The organism is Mycobacterium sp. smrl_JER01 (assembly GCF_048513595.2).
Lineage (GTDB): Bacteria > Actinomycetota > Actinomycetes > Mycobacteriales > Mycobacteriaceae > Mycobacterium.
The window spans coordinates 1,518,141-1,534,456 of the sequence record NZ_JBLXXK020000001.1 but is presented as its reverse complement, the minus strand read 5'-3'; the positions used below and the strand labels follow the sequence as shown (position 1 = coordinate 1,534,456).

Genomic DNA, 16,316 nt, shown 5'->3' with positions numbered 1-16,316 from the left:
GGACACGTGCCCGTGACCACCGATCCGCTGTCGCGCTTCAGCCCCCTGACGCGTGAGTGGTTCGCGGGTACGTTCGTCGAGCCCACCCCGGCGCAGGCCCAGGCCTGGACGGCGATCGCGGCCGGAGAGAACACCCTGGTCATCGCCCCCACCGGATCGGGTAAGACGCTGGCGGCGTTCCTGTGGGCTATCGACGGCCTGGCCCGCGAGCCGCGGGCCACCCCGGGTCAGTCGGACAAGGCCGCCGCCAGGGCCGCCGGTGGCGGCAGGACCGCCCGGGGCACAACTCCCGGCAAGGGCACCTGGGTGCTCTACGTGTCCCCGCTCAAGGCGCTGGCCGTCGACGTCGAACGCAACCTGCGCACCCCGCTGACCGGCATCTCCCGCATCGCCGAGCGCACCGGCCAGCAGCCGCCGGCGATCAGCGTCGGGGTGCGCTCCGGGGACACCACCCCGAGCAAACGCCGTGAGCTGATCACCAGGCCGCCCGACATCCTCATCACCACCCCGGAGTCGCTGTTCCTGATGCTGACCTCGGCGGCCCGCGACACCCTGGCCGAGGTGCAGACGGTGATCGTCGACGAGGTGCACGCCGTCGCCGGCACCAAGCGGGGTGCGCACCTGGCCCTGTCGTTGGAACGCCTGGACGCGATGCTGGACAGACCCGCCCAACGCATCGGGCTGTCGGCCACCGTGCGCCCCGCCGAGGAGGTGGCCCGATTCCTGTCCGGCGCGGCCCCGACGACGATCGTGGCGCCGCCGGCGGCCAAGACCTTCGACCTGACCGTGCAGGTTCCGGTGCCCGATATGGCGAACCTGGAGGACAATTCGATCTGGCCCGACGTGGAGCAGCGCATCGTCGACCTGATCGAAGCCCACAACTCGTCGATCGTGTTCGCCAACTCGCGCCGCCTGGCCGAGCGATTGACCGCACGCCTCAACGAGATTCACGCCGAACGCCTGGGTGTCGAACTCGGTTCCCACAACCCCGGAGTGGCCGGCGGCGCACCGGCACACCTGATGGGCAGCGGGCAGACCTTCGGGGCGGAGCCACTACTGGCCCGCGCCCATCACGGCTCGGTCAGCAAGGAGGCCCGCGCCGACGTCGAAGACGCGCTCAAGAGCGGACGCCTCAAAGCGGTCGTCGCGACCTCGAGCCTGGAACTCGGCATCGACATGGGTTCGGTCGACCTGGTGATCCAGGTGGAAACCCCGCCGTCGGTGGCCAGCGGGCTGCAACGCATCGGCCGCGCCGGCCATCAGGTCGGCGAGATCAGCCAGGGCGTGCTGCTGCCCAAGCACCGCACCGACCTGATCGGGTGCGCGGTCAGCGTGCAGCGGATGCTGGCCGGCCAGATCGAGACCATGCGGGTGCCCGCCAATCCTCTCGATGTGCTGGCCCAGCACACGGTGGCGGCGTGCGCGCTGGAACCGGTCAACGCCGAGGCATGGTTCGACACCGTGCGACGCAGCGCCCCGTTTGCCACGTTGCCGCGCAGCGCGTTCGAGGCGACGCTGGACCTGCTGGCCGGCAAGTACCCGTCGACCGACTTCGCCGAACTGCGGCCGCGCATCGTCTACGACCGCGACGCCGGCACCCTGACCTCCAGGCCCGGGGCACAGCGGCTGGCCGTCACCTCCGGTGGGGCCATCCCCGACCGTGGCCTGTTCACGGTGTTCCTGGCCACCAACGCCGATTCCGAAAAGCCATCCCGGGTCGGCGAACTCGACGAGGAGATGGTCTACGAGTCCCGTCCCGGCGACGTCATCTCGCTGGGAGCGACGAGCTGGCGGATCACCGAGATCACCCACGACCGGGTGCTGGTGGTCCCGGCGCCGGGCGAGCCGGCGCGGCTGCCGTTCTGGCGTGGTGACGGTGTCGGCCGGCCCGCCGAACTGGGTGCGGCGATCGGCGCGTTCACCGGGGAGTTGGCCCGCCTGGATCGCGATGCCTTCGATTCCCGTTGCGCCGAAGTCGGTTTCGACACCTTCGCGACCGACAACCTGTGGCAGCTGATCTCCGATCAGCGCGAGGCGACCAGGGCGGTGCCGTCGGACACCACGTTGCTGGTGGAACGCTTCCGCGACGAACTCGGCGACTGGCGGGTGATCCTGCACTCCCCGTACGGGCTGCGGGTGCACGGGCCGCTGGCACTGGCGGTCGGCAAACGACTCTACGAACGCTACGGCATCGACGAGAAGCCCACGGCCTCCGACGACGGCATCATCGTGCGGCTGCCCGACACCGACGACGCCGCCCCCGGCGCCGACATCTTCGTCTTCGACGCCGACGAGATCGAACCGCTGGTCACCACCGAGGTCAGCTCCTCGGCGCTGTTCGCTTCCCGTTTCCGCGAATGCGCCGCCCGCGCGCTGCTGCTGCCGCGCCGCCACCCCGGCAAGCGTTCGCCGCTGTGGCACCAGCGCCAGCGGGCGGCCCAGCTGCTCGACGTCGCCAAGGGTTATCCCGACTTCCCCATCGTGCTCGAAGCGGTCCGGGAATGCCTGCAGGACGTCTACGACGTGCCGACCCTGACGGACCTGATGTCGCGGATCGCCCAGCGCCGGGTGCGTCTGCTCGAAGTCGAGACGCCGACTCCGTCGCCGTTCGCCGCGTCGCTGCTGTTCGGCTATGTCGGCGCGTTCATGTACGAGGGTGACAGCCCGTTGGCCGAACGTCGAGCCGCCGCACTGTCTTTGGACCCGACGCTGCTGGCCGAGCTGCTGGGCCGGGTGGAGCTGCGGGAGCTTCTCGACGCCGACGTGGTGGCCACCACGGCCCGTCAGCTACAGCATCTGACACCCGAACGGCTGGCCCGTGACGCCGAAGGAGTGGCCGACCTGCTGCGCCTGCTCGGGCCACTGACCACCGAGGAGATCGCCACCCGGTGTGTGTCCGGCGAGATCGGTGGCTGGCTGGAAGGACTGCTGAGCGCCAAGCGGGTGGTGCAGGTGTCATTCGCCGGGCAGTCATGGTGGGTTGCCGTCGAGGACATCGGACGGCTGCGCGACGGAGTCGGCGTGGCGGTGCCGGTCGGGGTTCCGATGGCGTTCCTGGAGCAGGTGGTCGACCCACTCGGCGAACTGTTGTCGCGCTATGCCCGCACCCGGGGCCCGTTCACCACCGCCGAGGCGGCGGCGCGCTTCGGGCTGGGCCCGCGGGTGGCGGCCGATGTGCTGGGCCGCCTCGCCGTCGACGGCAAGCTGGTCCGTGGCGAATTCACCGACGTGCCCACCGATTCCGGAGAACAGTGGTGCGACGCGGAGGTGCTGCGGATCCTGCGCCGGCGATCGCTGGCGGCGCTACGGGCACAGATCGAGCCGGTCAGCACTGCCGCGTTCGGCCGGTTCCTGCCGGCGTGGCAGATGCTCGGCGCCGAGACCGTGTCCGGTGTGGACGGGCTCGCCGCGGTCATCGATCAGCTCGCCGGGGTCCCGATGCCGGCGTCGGCGGTGGAACCGCTGATCCTCGGTCAACGGGTCCGCGACTACCAGCCCGGCATGCTCGACGAACTGCTCGCCTCCGGCGAGGTGCTGTGGTCCGGCGTCGGGTCGTTGTCGGCCGCCGACGGCTGGGTGGCGTTCCATCTCGGCGAAACCGCCCCGCTCTCGCTCGCCCCGCCCGGCGACCTCGACCTGACCGAGGTGCATCACACCGTCCTGGGTGCGCTGGCCGGCGGCGGCGCCTATTTCTTCCGTCAACTCGCCATCGACGGGGTCACCACTGATTCACTGAAAGAAGCTTTGTGGCAGCTGATCTGGGCGGGATACGTCGGCGGTGACACCTTCGCCCCGGTGCGGGCACTGCTGGCGGGTACCCGCGGGTCGGGACAGCGCCGATCGGCCGCACCGTCGCATCGGCACCGCCGCGCACCGCGGCTGAGCCGTTACAGTTTGAGCACCTCCAGCCTGAGTGCGCACCGCGACTCCGACCCGACGGTGGCCGGGCGCTGGTCTGCGCTACCGGTCGCCGAGGTCGACACCACGGTGCGGGCGCACTACCAGGCCGACCAACTGCTGGCCCGGCACGGGGTACTGACCAAGGGCGCGGTGGCCGGCGAGAACTTCAAGGGCAACATCCCTGGTGGGTTCGCGGCCATGTACAAGGTGCTGACCACGATGGAAGAGGCCGGCCGTTGTCAGCGCGGCTATTTCGTCGAATCCCTGGGCGGCGCCCAGTTCGCGACGGCGAGCACCGTCGACCGGTTGCGGGCTCACGCCGACAGCATCGACGACACCCAGCAGGCCCGGCGCGCGATCGCGCTGGCCGCGACCGATCCGGCCAACCCGTACGGCGCCGCATTGCCGTGGCCGGGTCGCGGCGGCGACGGTGACACCGCGCATCGACCCGGCCGCAAGGCCGGCGCGCTGGTGGTGCTCGTCGACGGGGAACTGGCGTGGTTCGTCGAACGCGGTGGACGTTCGCTGCTGAGCTTCACCATCGACGCCGAGGTCAGCAATGCCGCAGCAGCGGCGCTCGCGGAACTGGTCACCCGGCAACGTGTTCCGGCGCTGCTGGTGGAGCGCATCGACGGAGTCCCGGTGCTGGAGTGCCGTGACTCCGTGGTCGCCGAGGCGTTGGCGACCGCCGGGTTCTCCCGCACCCCGCGCGGGCTGCGGCTGCGCTGATGCCCGAGGGAGACACCGTGTTCCGCGCGGCACTCAAGCTGCGTGAGGCGTTGGAGGGCCGGGAGTTGACCCGCTGCGACGTCCGCGTCCCCCGCTACGCCGCGGTGGATCTGCGCGGACAGGTGGTCGACGAGGTGCTCAGCCGCGGCAAGCACCTGTTCATCCGGGTCGGGCAGGCCAGCATCCACTCGCACCTGAAGATGGACGGCGCATGGGTGATCGGCCGGGTCCGGGTGCCGTCCTACAAGATCCGGATCGTGCTGGAGACCGCACAGTCCCGCGCGTCGGGCATCGATCTCGGTGTCCTGGAGGTCCTCGACCGTGCCACCGACATGGCGGCCGTCGCCCACCTCGGGCCCGATCTGCTCGGACCCGACTGGTCGGCGCAGCGGGCTGCGGACAACCTGATGGCCCAACCGGATCGCCCGCTCGCCGAGGCCCTGTTGGATCAGCGGGTGATGGCAGGCGTCGGCAACGTATACGCCAACGAGATCTCGTTCGTGTTCGGACTGCGCCCCGGCACCCGCGTCGGCGAGGTCGGTGACCCGCTACGGCTGGTGAACCGGGCGCAGCAGATGTTGTGGCTCAATCGAACCCGGATCAACCGCACCACCACCGGCAACACCCGACCGGGTCAGGACGTGTGGGTATACGGTCGTGCCGGACTGCCCTGTCGGCGCTGCGGCACCCGGGTCGAGACCGACAAGGGCGGCGACCGGGTCACCTACTGGTGTCCCCGCTGTCAGAAGTGACAGTAGGCGCGGGCTTCGGCAGGTCCTGCCATGCACTCGGCCCGACACGCTCTTAGTGTTCGCTTAGTCTTTGGCTTCGGCCCGTATGGTCGCAGGTGTGCCCCTCTCCGATCCCACCACCGCGCCTGATCGCCGATACGGAGGCACCGAGCCTGGACGGCTTCCGCGCCGATGACGAGTCTACTGCTGGCGTTGGCTGGGCTGGCGTTTCTCGACTCCCTGAGTGTGCTCAACATCGGTGTCGTATCAGCGGTGGTGTACGGCAGCCGGCTGAATCGCCAGTCCGCCCTCCCCGGCGGACTGAGCTTCATCGGTGGTGTCTTCCTGGTCACGTCCGTCTTCGGTCTGGGTACGGTACTCGGCCTGAACTTCTTGACCGATCTGACCAACTTCGAGATAACCCCCGGGATCCGATATTGGGGAGAGCTCGCCATCGGCGTGTTCCTGATCATCCTCGCCTTCTTCCCGCTGGTGACCCAGACTGCCGCCCCGGGCTGGGCTATGGCCGCCATGCGTCAACGCCCGTGGTTGCTCGGATTCGTCGGCATCGCAGTCGGTCTCGGCCAGGCACCGACAGCCATTCCGTACTTGGCCGGTCTGGCGATGATCGCCGCTCAACAGCCGCTGCCCACAGGTTGGCCCGCCATTGTGCTCGCATACTGCGCTGTCGCCCTGCTGCCCTGCGCACTCGTACTCGCCCTGTCGACGAGCCGCAGCAAACGAGCAGACCGAGCACAGCGCTGGCTGGTTCGGACACTGACGCGTTACGGACCCATCGGGGTGCGCATACTTTTCGTCGTCGCCGGTGTGGCGCTGGTAGCCGACGCGCTCATCCATCGCAGAGCCCTGGCCTGAGTGTCGTTCACACACCGAAACCAGGGATCAGCCTTCGAGATCGGCGTCGGTGAAACCCGATTCGAGATACTTCTTCACTGCCGTCAGATACCTGGCCGCATCGGCACCGTCGACGATACGGTGGTCGTAGGTGATCGAGAGATAGGCCATCGGCCGCACTTCGATGCGAAGTGCGTCGTGATCGTCGCGCACGGGTACGAGCCGCTCAATCACCGCACCTGTTCCCAGAATTCCGGTCTGGGGTTGGTTGATGATGGGAGTGTCGAACAGCGCGCCACGACTGCCCGTATTCGTGATGGTGAAGGTCCCGCCAGCGAGTTCGTCGGCGGTGATGGTGCTCGATCGGACCCTCTCGGCGAGCTCGGCGATCTGCTGCGCGATGCGGGCCAGACCGAGCTGGTGCGCGTCCCGGATCACCGGCACCATCAGACCCTTCGGCCCGTCCACCGCGATACCGAGGTGACATCCGTCGTGGTAGGTCACCTCCGTGACATCGGCATCGAGTGAGGCGTTGAGCATGGGATGGTCGGGCAGCGCAGCGACGGCAGCCCGGACGAAGAACGGCAGGAACGAAAGCTTGGTGCCGGTGCGCGCATGGAACTGCGACTTGTGGGCCTTCCTGAGCCGCGCAACGGTGGTGAGGTCGACCTCCAGCACAGTGGTCAATTGCGCTGACACGCGAAGAGATTCGACCATCCGGGCGGCGATCGTGCGCCGGATTCGCGGCAGCTTCACCGCATTCGCCGTGGTTGGCACCTCCTGCGCCACCGATGGCGGCGCCACCTCAGCCGCGCCGCTGTGAGCTTCCGTGGCCGTCGCACTGTTCGGTTCGGGGGCCGACACCTGATGTGAGGCAGTAGGCGAGGCACCGCCGTTACCCCCGCCGTCGGTAGCCCTGTCGTCGAGTTGGACGGCGGCGAGTTCGGCTCCGACGGCGACGACGTCGTTCTCGTCGACGAGCAGCCGCATCACAGTGCCCCCGTGCGGGGACACGATCTCGGTGTCGACCTTGTCGGTCGCCACTTCGAGCAGCGGTTCCTCGGCCTCGACACGGTCCCCCACCTGCTTGAGCCACCGAGTCACCGTGCCTTCCTCGACGCTCTCACCGAGCGCAGGCATGTACACCACCCCGTCAGCGACGCCCGCGGTGCGACCCTGTGCACCCTGTTGTGTGCTCGTCATCTGGTGACTTGTCTCCTCGCCCTGGCTCGATCTGTCAGTCCGCGATGTCGAGCGCGGCGCGGACGATGCTCTCGGTGTCGATTCCGTGGTAGCGGTAGACGTCCTGCATGGTTCCGACCTGACCGAAGCGGGTGACACCGAGCGCGGTCGCCTTCACCCGCTGGATGTTCGCCAGGTAAGCCAACGTGTGCGGGTGTCCGTCGAGGACGGTCACCAACGGAGTGGCCCGGTCGGCCGGGAACAACTGGTCGAGGATCCAGGTCTCGCCCGGACCGCGCCCCTGCCGCGCCTGCCATGCCTCGAAGAGCAGGCCGGGACTGGTCACGCACACCACGTCGGCGGCCGTCCCCTGCTCTTCCAGGCGGTCAGCGGCGGCCAGCGCCTCGGTCACGACGGTGCCCATGGCCGCAATGGTGACCTTCGCCGAATCGCGTCGCCGCAGGCAGTATCCCCCGGCGACGACCTGCCGGCGACGACGTTCCCGCGCGGCCGGGTCTGCCGGGACATCCGCGAGCGCCTGGTCCACAGGTCGCGTCGAGAGCCGCAGATACGACGACGTCCCGGCGGGATGCCCCAGCCGGGCGATGCTGGCCAACAGCGTCCACTCCACGTCGATCGCGAACGCCGGCTCATAGCTGATGCACCCGGGCTGCTCGATCCCGATGGACGGGGTCTTGATCGACTGGTGGGCCCCTCCTTCTGCCGCCAGCGTCACGCCGGACGGTGTCCCGACCAGGATGGACTGTCCGCCGGCGTAGATGCCGAACGACCACGGTTCCAGCGCACGCTCGACGAAAGGGTCGTAGAGCACGCCGATGGGAAACAGCGGTTCACCCCACCGGCTCCAGGTCGCACCGAGTTCGCCGATGAGTCCGACGAGGTTGGTCTCGGCGATGCCGAGTTCCATGTGCTGACCGGTCGGCCGCTCGTTCCAGTGCATGATGGTTTCCGCGTCGTCGGCAAACCAGTTGTGGCGCTCGGCCGCCGACCACACCCCGACCTTGTTCACCCAGCCGCCGAGGTTGGTGGTCGAACTGACATCCGGGCTGACCGTCACCACACGCTTGGCGGCTTCGGGCGCCTCCCGGGTCAAATCGAGCAGGACCCGTCCCAGCGCCGCCTGCGTGCTGGACGTGCCTTTCGGCGTCCGGCCGATATCGGTCGGCACGGCGGGCGGCGCGCTCGCGGGAATGGGTTCGCGGCACAGGTTCTCCGCTGTCGCGGCACACAACCGGCCCGCCTCGGTATCGGCGCCGAAACGACCCCATGGCCGTTCGGGGTCCATGTGCAAAGTTGTGGCAAGGGAATGGAATTCCTCGACGCTGAGCAGCGCCGAGTGGTTCTGCGGATGTCCCTGGGTGGGTAGTCCGTACCCCTTGATGGTGTAGGCGATGATCACGGTCGGGCGGGTGTCGTCGATCTGCCGGTAGGCCTCGATCAGCGCCGCCATATCGTGCCCACCGAGGTTGCGCACGGCCTGGGAGAGCGTGTCGTCGTCCAGCGTCGCAATCAGGGCTTCGATGTCGGAGCTTCCCGCTCCCTGGCCCGGCAGCCGTCGGCGGATCTCGTCGGCGTCGCACCGCAGCAGCCGCTGGTATTCCGGGTTGGGCATCTGCAGAATTCGGGATCGCAGCGCATCGCCGCCCGGCTTGGCGAAAATGGACTCGAGCAGGCCGCCGAACTTGACCGTGATCACCTGCCACCCCGCGGCCGAGAACATGTCCTCCAGCCGGCGTGCCGCGATGTTGGGCACGACCCGATCCAGCGACTGACGGTTGAGGTCGACGATCCACACGATCTCCCCCAGGTCGGCGATGCCCGGGTCGATCACGGCCTCCCAGACGGCGCCTTCGTCGAGTTCGGCGTCACCGACCAGCGAGTACTGCCGCCCGGTACCACCGGTTCCGTACTGGGTGTTGACGAAGCGACGTGCAATCGCGCCCCAGATCGGTGCTGTGGCACCGATTCCCACCGACCCCGTCGAATAGTCCACCGGATCGGGATCCTTGGACCGGCTGGGGTAGGACTGCAGGCCGCCGAACTCGCGCAACGTGGTCAGGTACTTCTCGTCGAGACTGCCCAACAGATAGTTGAGGCTGTGCAGCACCGGTGAAGCGTGTGGTTTCACCGACACCCGGTCACCGGCACGCAACTGTTCGAACCACAAGGCCGTCATGATGGTCACCAACGACGCACTCGACGCCTGATGACCGCCCACCTTCATCCCAGTTGTGTTGGGCCGCACGCGGTTGGCGTGATGGACCATCGTGGTCGACAGCCACAGCACCCGCTTCTCGATCTCCTCGAGGACGGCGAGCGTGGACTGCTGCCGGTCGATCACGGGCGTCGGAGCATGGGCGTTCATGGTGTGCCTGCCTGTTGCGGTTGCGCGGGCCGAAGTGGAAGGCCATCCACTCACCTCGATACAGCAGATGAGCAGATAGCTCAACAAAGTGCAGCATCAGGACGCATCAGATGCAATAATCGACCAGAAATTTGAGCAACCTGCACACCAGGTTGCCACCCATGGAACGGGAGCTGAGCAGAATGCCCACACCACGCCCCACCGTCGACGAGGTCGATGCACGCATCCTGCGAGCTCTGACCGCCGACCCGCGCGCCACGGTGGTCGGCCTTGCCGAATCGACGGGGCTGGCACGCAATACCGTTCACTCCCGCTTGGCGAAGCTGGAGGCTGACGGCGTACTGCAGACCTTCGAACGCCGGGTGGATCCGGCCAGCCTCGGGTTTCCGCTCACCGCGTTCATCATGGTGGCGGTCACCCAGCGCAAGCTGGCCAGCATCGCCGGCGCACTGGCCGACATCGCGGAAGTCATTGAGGTACACGGACTCAGCGGGGTCACCGATCTACTGGTGCACATCGTGGCCCGTGACGCCGATGACCTGTACCGGGTCGCCGGTCAGATTCTCGACGTCGACGGCGTGGAGAAGACGACCACCGGGCTGGTGATGCGCCGGTTGGTCGACTTCCGGTTGACACCGCTGATCGACACGATCGCCGCATCGGGTTGAGCGCTTACGCGCTTCCCCGCGTCCCCTGAGCTTCGCGCGCCTTGATGGGCGCAGCGAATCACACGGTGCAGGCGACCCCGGCGACGTCGGTGGCGATCACACACGCCGACGGGTTGGACAGCTTCCACGCCCCGTCCTGGTTCACCCAATAGATGTTGTGGGTTTTGGTCCCGAAGATCGGAATCGTCACCGCCAACTGCGCATCGAGCTGATCACCATTGAGCACCGGATTCTGCACCTGCCAGTTGACCATGCCACCGTAGGTGTTCAGACGATTGGCGATGTTGTCGGCGGTGGGTACCGCGGCCTGTCCGCCGGCGAGCAGCGCGGCCCGGTCACCGGCCGGAGCCCCGGTGTCGAGCACCTGCCGAAGCTCGGCGGTGAGCTGACCGGCATCGGGCACCGCGGGCTGGGCCCACGCCACACCCATCCCGCTCACCGCACCTGCAGCCAACACCGACATCGCCGCCAACGCAGCACGCATGAACGCTTCCTTCCGCACGAGGGTCCGACCCAGCACACCCCACCATGCGGTCACATGCCCCACAAGACCTACGTCTCGGCGCCCACGCCGCACTCCCCCGGCCCGAAAACTCCGGGACCGGGGGAAATGCGGCAGCGGCTCAGGTTCAGAACGGCAGGGCGAATTTGACGATCTTGCGGACCACCGTCGCGAACTGCCGCGGCAGCGGCCCGGTGTTGTACGGCACGCCGTAGCGCTCGCAGATCTCGCGCACCTTCGGGGCGATCTCGGCGTGCCGGAACGCCGGGATGTCCGGGAACAGGTGGTGCTCGATCTGGAACGACAGGTTGCCGCTCAAGATGTGGAAGAGCTTTCCACCGGTCAGGTTCGCCGAGCCGAGCACCTGCCGGAAGTACCACTGTCCGCGCGTCTCGGCCTTGGTCTCCTCGATGGAGAATTCTTGGACATCCTCGGGGAAGTGTCCGCAGAAGATGATCATGTAGGCCCACACGTTGCGCATCAGGTTCGCGGTCATATTGCCCGCGAACACCCACGGCGCGAACGGTCCGGCCAGCAGCGGGAACGCCACGTAGTCCTTCAGCGTCTGGCGCTTGGTCTTGCGCCAAATGCCTTCGAGGATCTCGCGCTTGTCGGTCAGCGTGATCTCACCGGCGGCGATCTTCTCGCTCTCCAACTCGTGCAGCGCAACCCCGTACTGGAACAGCACCATCAGCAGGAAGGCATACACCGGGTTGCCCAGGTAGTACGGCCGCCAACGCTGATCGGAGCTCATCCGCAGGATGCCGTAGCCGATGTCGCGGTCCAGGCCGACGATGTTGGTGTAGGTGTGATGCATGTAGTTGTGCGAGTGCCGCCACTGGTCGGCCGGGCATGCGGTGTCCCACTCGAAACCCTTGCTGGAGATCGCCGGGTCACCCATCCAGTCGTACTGGCCGTGCATGACGTTGTGGCCGATCTCCATGTTGTCGATGATCTTGCTCAGACCCAACATCGCCGTGCCCGCGAGCCAGAACGGGGGGAAGATCCCGCCGAACAGCAGGGCCCGGCCGCCGATCTCCAGGCCGCGCTGGGTCTTGATCATCCGCCGGATGTAGGTGGCGTCGCGTTCGCCGAGATCGGCGATCACGCTGTCCTTGAGCGCATCGAGTTCACGACCGAACGCCTCGGCCTGCTCGGGGGTCAGGGTCACGGGTTTGCCCGCGACGGTTTTGGTAATCGTGCGCGCCGCGGCAGCGGCGGTGTCGGGGCCGGTGGTACCGGGGGTGGGGTCCAGAACTTCAGTCATGATTCCTACCTCTCTGTGTCGCCGAGATGTCAGCTGGAGCGAATCGCGATCGAAGATGCCCTGCAGCAAGCATTTTCGGCGGCGTTGATGGACGGATGTAGATGACGGATCACAGGTCGATGTCGACGTCGCCGACCGGTGCGGACACGCAGATCTGCACGTCCTCCTCCTCGGTGGAAGACACCGCACCGGTGATGACGTTGCGCACCGCACCGCTGGTCTTGCGGCGGGTACAGGAGAAGCAGATACCCATACGGCATCCGCTCTCCGGCGTCAGGCCCGCGTCCTCGGCCTGGTTGAGCAGCGGCCTGCCGTCGTCGACGACGTCGAACCCGCTGTCGCTGAACGTGACTCGGCCCCCGCTGGATTCGCCGTCGAACGTCGGCGGCACGAAGCTCTCCGAGGCCGCGTCGGGGTAGACCTCGCGAACCGCGTCGACGAGCGCGGGCGGACCGCAGGCGAACACCGCATCGGCGTCGATGGCCCGATCTTCAAATCGTGCAGGCAGGTCCGAGCCGGCAGTATCACGGGTGTACCCGTGCAACACGGTCACGTTCGGCATCGTCCGGGCAATCTCGGCGAGCTCGTCGCGGTAGCACGCCTCGGCGGCGGACCGTGCGTAGTGGATGAACACCACCTCGCCGCTGTGCCGGCGCGCACGCAGCGTACGCAACATCGACATCACCGGGGTGATGCCGCTGCCGCCGGAGACGAACAGCAGGCGCCGCGGTGCACCGGCGGACAGGGTGTCGGGAAGGGTGAAGTCGCCCCCGACCGAGTCCAGGCCGACGACCATGCCGGGTCGAGCGTGTTCGAAGAGGTAGGTCGAGACCAGTCCCCCCTCGTGCCGACCGACCGTCACCTCGATGTTCGGATCATTTTCGGCATTGGCCGGCGAATAAGGCCGGGTCCGGCGGCGACCGTCGATCTCGACGGACAGGTTGATGTGCTGGCCGGCCCGGAAGCCGGCGAATGCCCGGTTGGGCGCCAGCGTCAGCGTCACACTGCGCGGCGTGCTGCGCCGTACCCCGACCACCCGCGCCCGGGCCTGCCTGCGCGTCCAGGTGGGATCGACCAATTCGGTATAGCGGTCCACGCCGTGCGGACCGGTCAGCAGGTCCAGCAGGGCAGTGCGCCGCACCTTGGTCAGCGTTTCAGTGAACATGTGTACACCGTGCGCCCTGACGCCCCCGGACGTCAAGAGATCGATGCAGCGTGTGGTAGTTTTCACACAGTGAACAGTCGTACGCCCAGCTCACGATCGGGCCGTTCCAGGTCCCGGGAGAAGGACACGCTGTCACGCGAGGAACGCAAAGAGGCCACCCGCCGGGCGATCGTCGCCGCTGCGCTGCACCTGCTCGCCGAACGCAGCTTCGGCGGGTTGAGCCTGCGCGAGGTCACCCGGGAGGCCGGCATCGTGCCCGCGGCCTTCTACCGGCACTTCGAATCGATGGAATCGCTGGGCCTGGTCCTGATCGACGAGTCGTTCCGCGCACTGCGCGAGATGCTGCGCGGTGCGCGGGCGGGCAGGCTCGACCCGAACCGGGTCATCGAATCCTCGGTCGACATCCTCATCGAAAGCGTGCAGCAACGCCGCGAACACTGGCGCTTTATCGGACGCGAACGCTCAACCGGAGTGGCGGTGCTGCGCTACGCGATCCGCACCGAGATCCGGCTCATCACGTCCGAATTGGCCATCGACCTGGCGCGCTTCCCCAACCTCAACACCTGGAGCAGCGAGGACCTCAACATCCTGGCCAGTGTTTTCGTGAACTCGATGATCGTCATCGCCGAGTCGCTCGAAGACGCCACCGACCCGGCGAGCATCGCCGAGATCCGCCGGATCGCGATCAAACAACTTCGGATGATCACCGTCGGCGTGGCGGGCTGGCGCAGCGATTAACGTGACCGGCATGTCGCCCGTCCTCGAGGTGAGCCACCCGCGGCCCGAGATCACCGTCCTGACCCTCAATCGGCCCGACAAACTCAACGCTCTGTCGTACGAGTTGGTCGAGGCGCTGCATGACGCGCTGGACAGGATCGCCGCGCACCACACCTGCCGCGTCGTGGTGCTCACCGGCGCGGGCCGCGGATTCTGTTCTGGGCTCGATCTGCGCGCACCCAATCCCGACGCCGCCGGCGCGGGCACCGAGTTCCCGCGCTCCGGCATGCGCTGGCAGGAACGCATCGCCGACCTGACCGCCAAGATCCACCGGCTGCGCCAACCGGTGATCGCCGCGGTCAACGGGGTCGCCTACGGTGGCGGACTCGGGATCGCGGCCGCCTGCGACCTGCGCGTCGCCTCCCCGTCGGCCCGGTTCTGCACCCAGTTCATCAAGCTCGGACTCGGCGGGTGCGATATCGGGGTCAGCTACACGCTGCCCCGCATCATCGGCGCCGGACCGGCATTCGACATGATCCTGACCGCCCGCACCGTCGACGCCGACGAGGCGCTGCGGCTCGGCCTGGTCTCCCGGATGACGGATTCGGTGGTCGACGAAGCGCTGTCGATAGCCGAAACACTCTGCGGCTATGGCAAGTTCGGGCTCGAATCCACCAAGCAGGTGCTGTGGGCCAATCTCGACGCGTCCAGCCTGGAGACCGCGCTGCACCTGGAGAACCGCAGCCAGATCCTGGCGTCGACGAGCGGCGAGATGCGTGAAGCAGCATCGAAAGTGTTGCGCAAGAACTAGTCTTGCCCGAACTTCCCCACCCTCACCGCAGACTCAACCTCACACCCCAGCCATCCCCCATCGAGACTGCACCAGCGGCGGACCCCACTCGAACTTCCCCACCCCCACCGCAGACTCAACCCCACACCCCAGCCAACCCCACACCCGGGCGGACTCAGCGCGGGGTGCCGCCGCCATCGACCATGACGACCTGACCGGTCAGGTAGCTTCCGGCGTCCGACGTCAGAAGCAATGCGGCACCGACCATTTCGTCGGCAGTCGCCAACCGGCCGAGCAGCGTGCCACCGACCATGCCGTCGATGGCCTGCTGCGGGTTCTTGCGCATCATGTCGGTGTCCACCGGCCCGGGAGCCAACGCATTGACCCGGATGCCGTGGCCGGCGAACTCGGCCGCCATCGACCGGGTGAACGACATCAGGGCCGCCTTCATCGACGCGTAGATCGACAACATGGGCGCGAAGACGAACGCGCCGACCGATACCATGTTCAACACCGCGGCGTGCTCACTGGCCTTCAAGTGCGATAGCGCCTCCTGCACCAGCAGCACCGGGCCGCGCAGGTTGACGTCGAACGACTTCGCCATCGCGTCGGCGGTGATCTGCCCCAACGGCATGGCCAGGGCATTGGCGGCGTTGTTGACCAGCACGTCCACCCCACCGAACTCGGCGACCGTGCGCTCGACGAGCGCCCCGAGGTCGTCGACCTCACCGAGGTGGGTGGGCACGCCGATCGCGGAGCCACCGAGATCGCGGAGGTGGCGGGCCGCCTGCTCACACGCGTCGGGCTTGCGGCTGGCCACCGCGACCCGCGCGCCGGCCAGCACGTAACCCTCGGCCAGCGCCAGCCCGATCCCGCGGGTGCCCCCGGTCACGATGACGGTCCGGCCCGTCATATCGAACAACCGGTCGAATGCGGCGCGGTCCACTAGCTGCGGTCCACTAGATGCAGCCACCCACGCTGATACGTCGGCCCACGTCGGCACACACACTGACGTTGGGTGCCGGCACGTACACCGGCGGTGGAGGTGGTGGTGCCACGTACACCGGCGGCGGTGGGGGTGGCGGCGGCGGCACACCAGGCGGGGGCGGCGGTGGAGGTGGCGGCGGCGGGGGTGGCGGGGGTGGCAGCGCCTCGTTGAGTTCATAGAACGGATCGGCACAGCCCGACACGTCGACGTGCACGCCGCCGATGGAACCGCATACCGCGGCATGCACCGGGGCAGGGCTGAGCACCGGAATCGACGCTCCCAGGAACACCGCCGCGGACGCGACGAGCCAGGTTCTGCGCAAGGCCACTCCTCTGATCGCGGGCGCACATCCGCGCCGACAACGTGCTGATTGTGGCAGCCCGCACGCCATCGCGCGGCTTAACGCGCTTCTGCGCCGCCCACTCGTCACCCGCGA

At 67.8% G+C, this 16,316-nt stretch carries 13 protein-coding genes; 6 read left to right on the top strand and 7 right to left on the bottom strand.

What is annotated here, in order from left to right:
* The first annotated feature begins 6 nt into the window (after positions 1-6).
* From ACNUDN_RS07300 to ACNUDN_RS07290, 3 genes are all read left to right on the top strand, one after another.
* Positions 7-4,629: an ATP-dependent helicase gene (locus ACNUDN_RS07300; RefSeq protein ID WP_419121329.1), complete on the top strand. Its 4,623-nt coding sequence runs from the start codon at positions 7-9 to the stop codon at positions 4,627-4,629.
* Positions 4,629-5,381, top strand: coding sequence for an endonuclease VIII Nei2 (nei2, locus tag ACNUDN_RS07295; protein WP_419121328.1), 753 nt, complete (start codon positions 4,629-4,631; stop codon positions 5,379-5,381). The genes ACNUDN_RS07300 and nei2 overlap by 1 nt, the downstream gene beginning before the upstream one ends.
* Before the next feature lie 171 nt (positions 5,382-5,552).
* Positions 5,553-6,236, top strand: coding sequence for a GAP family protein (locus ACNUDN_RS07290; RefSeq protein ID WP_419121327.1), 684 nt, complete (start codon positions 5,553-5,555; stop codon positions 6,234-6,236).
* Between the two features lie 27 nt (positions 6,237-6,263).
* Here ACNUDN_RS07290 and ACNUDN_RS07285 read toward each other — a convergent pair whose 3' ends face one another.
* Together ACNUDN_RS07285 and ACNUDN_RS07280 are read right to left on the bottom strand one after the other, a co-directional pair.
* The gene (locus tag ACNUDN_RS07285; RefSeq protein ID WP_419121326.1) at positions 6,264-7,418 is read right to left on the bottom strand and encodes a 2-oxo acid dehydrogenase subunit E2; all 1,155 of its coding nucleotides are present in this window, start codon (positions 7,416-7,418) and stop codon (positions 6,264-6,266) included.
* A gap of 34 nt (positions 7,419-7,452) precedes the next feature.
* Positions 7,453-9,783, bottom strand: a complete 2,331-nt coding sequence (locus ACNUDN_RS07280; RefSeq protein ID WP_419121325.1) for a thiamine pyrophosphate-binding protein — start codon at positions 9,781-9,783, stop codon at positions 7,453-7,455.
* A 182-nt stretch (positions 9,784-9,965) separates the two neighbouring features.
* Here ACNUDN_RS07280 and ACNUDN_RS07275 point away from each other — a divergent pair, with 182 nt between their 5' ends.
* Positions 9,966-10,451 carry an Lrp/AsnC family transcriptional regulator gene (locus ACNUDN_RS07275; protein ID WP_419121324.1) on the top strand — a complete coding sequence of 162 codons (486 nt, stop codon included), beginning with the start codon at positions 9,966-9,968 and terminating at the stop codon, positions 10,449-10,451.
* 58 nt (positions 10,452-10,509) lie between these two features.
* Here the strand turns inward: ACNUDN_RS07275 and ACNUDN_RS07270 are convergent, their stop codons facing one another.
* The 3 genes from ACNUDN_RS07270 to ACNUDN_RS07260 all read right to left on the bottom strand — a co-directional run bounded on the left by ACNUDN_RS07270 (position 10,510) and on the right by ACNUDN_RS07260 (position 13,385).
* Complete coding sequence (locus tag ACNUDN_RS07270) at positions 10,510-10,935, bottom strand: MTB12 C-terminal domain-containing protein (RefSeq protein WP_419121323.1); 426 nt, start codon at positions 10,933-10,935, stop codon at positions 10,510-10,512.
* 145 nt (positions 10,936-11,080) lie between these two features.
* Positions 11,081-12,220, bottom strand: a complete 1,140-nt coding sequence (locus ACNUDN_RS07265; RefSeq protein ID WP_419121322.1) for a fatty acid desaturase family protein — start codon at positions 12,218-12,220, stop codon at positions 11,081-11,083.
* Between the two features lie 109 nt (positions 12,221-12,329).
* Positions 12,330-13,385 carry a ferredoxin reductase gene (locus ACNUDN_RS07260; RefSeq protein ID WP_419121321.1) on the bottom strand — a complete coding sequence of 352 codons (1,056 nt, stop codon included), beginning with the start codon at positions 13,383-13,385 and terminating at the stop codon, positions 12,330-12,332.
* 69 nt (positions 13,386-13,454) lie between these two features.
* Here ACNUDN_RS07260 and ACNUDN_RS07255 point away from each other — a divergent pair, with 69 nt between their 5' ends.
* Together ACNUDN_RS07255 and ACNUDN_RS07250 are read left to right on the top strand one after the other, a co-directional pair.
* Entirely contained in the window at positions 13,455-14,123 is a 669-nt protein-coding gene (locus ACNUDN_RS07255) for a TetR family transcriptional regulator (RefSeq protein WP_419121320.1), read from the top strand.
* 10 nt (positions 14,124-14,133) lie between these two features.
* Entirely contained in the window at positions 14,134-14,913 is a 780-nt protein-coding gene (locus tag ACNUDN_RS07250) for an enoyl-CoA hydratase/isomerase family protein (RefSeq protein ID WP_419121319.1), read from the top strand.
* 154 nt (positions 14,914-15,067) lie between these two features.
* Here ACNUDN_RS07250 and ACNUDN_RS07245 read toward each other — a convergent pair whose 3' ends face one another.
* Together ACNUDN_RS07245 and ACNUDN_RS07240 are read right to left on the bottom strand one after the other, a co-directional pair.
* Positions 15,068-15,838 carry an SDR family NAD(P)-dependent oxidoreductase gene (locus ACNUDN_RS07245; protein ID WP_419121318.1) on the bottom strand — a complete coding sequence of 257 codons (771 nt, stop codon included), beginning with the start codon at positions 15,836-15,838 and terminating at the stop codon, positions 15,068-15,070.
* A 13-nt stretch (positions 15,839-15,851) separates the two neighbouring features.
* Positions 15,852-16,208: an RNA-binding protein gene (locus tag ACNUDN_RS07240; RefSeq protein WP_419121317.1), complete on the bottom strand. Its 357-nt coding sequence runs from the start codon at positions 16,206-16,208 to the stop codon at positions 15,852-15,854.
* Positions 16,209-16,316 lie beyond the last annotated feature (108 nt).

Bases quoted from the DNA above. Each gene is read 5' to 3' on its own strand.
- nei2 (WP_419121328.1), top strand. From the start codon at position 4,629: ATGCCCGAGGGAGACACCGTGTTCCGCGCGGCACTCAAGCTGCGTGAG.
- ACNUDN_RS07290 (WP_419121327.1), top strand. From the start codon at position 5,553: ATGACGAGTCTACTGCTGGCGTTGGCTGGGCTGGCGTTTCTCGACTCC.
- ACNUDN_RS07285 (WP_419121326.1), bottom strand. From the start codon at position 7,418: ATGACGAGCACACAACAGGGTGCACAGGGTCGCACCGCGGGCGTCGCT.
- ACNUDN_RS07280 (WP_419121325.1), bottom strand. From the start codon at position 9,783: ATGAACGCCCATGCTCCGACGCCCGTGATCGACCGGCAGCAGTCCACG.
- ACNUDN_RS07275 (WP_419121324.1), top strand. From the start codon at position 9,966: ATGCCCACACCACGCCCCACCGTCGACGAGGTCGATGCACGCATCCTG.
- ACNUDN_RS07270 (WP_419121323.1), bottom strand. From the start codon at position 10,935: ATGCGTGCTGCGTTGGCGGCGATGTCGGTGTTGGCTGCAGGTGCGGTG.
- ACNUDN_RS07265 (WP_419121322.1), bottom strand. From the start codon at position 12,220: ATGACTGAAGTTCTGGACCCCACCCCCGGTACCACCGGCCCCGACACC.
- ACNUDN_RS07260 (WP_419121321.1), bottom strand. From the start codon at position 13,385: ATGTTCACTGAAACGCTGACCAAGGTGCGGCGCACTGCCCTGCTGGAC.
- ACNUDN_RS07250 (WP_419121319.1), top strand. From the start codon at position 14,134: ATGTCGCCCGTCCTCGAGGTGAGCCACCCGCGGCCCGAGATCACCGTC.